This is a genomic window from Stenotrophomonas sp. SMYL8, assembly GCF_036320065.1.
Lineage (GTDB): Bacteria > Pseudomonadota > Gammaproteobacteria > Xanthomonadales > Xanthomonadaceae > Stenotrophomonas > Stenotrophomonas maltophilia_A.
The window spans coordinates 1-1339 of sequence record NZ_JAWIRR010000059.1 but is presented as its reverse complement, the minus strand read 5'-3'; the positions used below and the strand labels follow the sequence as shown (position 1 = coordinate 1339).

Sequence of the window (1339 nt, the reverse complement as noted above, 5' to 3'; positions counted from 1 at the left end):
TGACTCGTCCTGCCATAGGTTGACACCGATGGGTGGATGGTCCGGCCGCCGTCAGGCGGCCAAAGACGCCCGATGCATCGCATCGGGCGTCTGCATTTTAAGGGACAGGTGGGGGCGCTCAGCGTTGTAGATGTCTACGGCCTCAGCCACCATCTGGCGGGCTTGCCCCAGGTCCCGTGGGCGATGAAGCAGGAACTCGCACTTGAGGATCCCGTTGACTCGCTCTGCCAGAGCGTTCTGATAGCAGTCGTAGCCGTCGGTCATCGAGCAGGTCAGGCCGTGCCGCGCATGGATCTTCTGGTAGTAATCCGAGCAGTACTGGATTCCACGATCAGAGTGATGGATCAGCTTCTGCGGTGTCTTTCTCCCTTTCAGCGCCATCTCCAGCGCCTGAGCTACCTGCTCTGTCTGTAGCGTTTCATGCACGCTCCAGCCCACGATCTTGCGCGACCAGGCATCGGTGACCAGGCTCAGATACACGAACTTCCCCTGCGTCGGCAGATAGGTGATGTCCGCCACCCACACCTGCTCGCTACCGGTTGGTATTACGCATCCTTGGCCAGGTTTGAGCAGATTCGGATGCCTGCGAAAGCGATGATGGCTGTCGGTAGTCTTGTGATAAGCCCGACGTTTCGGTACCAGCAGGCGCGCTTCCCGAAGTACGTCAAACAACCGGTCACGTCCCATGGTGATTCCCGCCGCCTGCAGCTTCGGTCCGATCAAATGGTGCAACTTACGCGTCCCGATCCGTGGCTGCCGCACGCGGCAATCGCTCACCAGCGCCAGTGCTTTGGTCTCGCTGGCGCGTCGTCGTTGATGCCGGCACCCCGCTTGATAGAACGCCTGTCGACTGATGCCGAAATGGCGGCAAGCCCTTGCCACGCTTACGCCTTTGAGGCGCCCTTGCGTGAGGACTTGCCTGAAGGCTTTTTTACGATGCGCACCCCGTAATCCTCTTTGAGGACATCCACGATGGCTTCGAAAAGCTGTGCTTTCTCGTTGGCCTCCCGCAACTGGACCTGCAGGGCCTTGATCTGTTGTTCCGGCGTCAGCGGCGTGGCCGGTCCACTTTTGGGAGAAGTCGTCATGGGGGCAGATGATGCACCACCGGACCAATCCTGCCGACCATGGCGGCGAAGCCACTTCAGAACCGTGCTGCTACCTTGGATACCGTATCGCTCCTGAGCCTTCTTATAGGTCAGTTCTCCACGCTCGACCTGATCGACCACGGACAACTTGAAGGCCAGCGAGTAATCCCGCTGACTGCGCCTGATTGTTGATTTCATTGAACATTCCTTTTCCAGAGGGAAAAGGTGTCAACCCAATTCAGGACGGGTCA

At 58.8% G+C, this 1339-nt stretch carries 1 protein-coding gene; it reads right to left on the bottom strand.

The features are described from left to right. Positions 1-51: 51 nt before the first annotated feature. A protein-coding gene (locus V3B25_RS22305; RefSeq protein ID WP_223224739.1) for an IS3 family transposase occupies positions 52-1286 on the bottom strand; the annotation gives its coding sequence in 2 pieces (ribosomal slippage) (positions 52-935 and positions 935-1286; 1236 coding nt in all). Between the last annotated feature and the right edge of the window lie 53 nt (positions 1287-1339).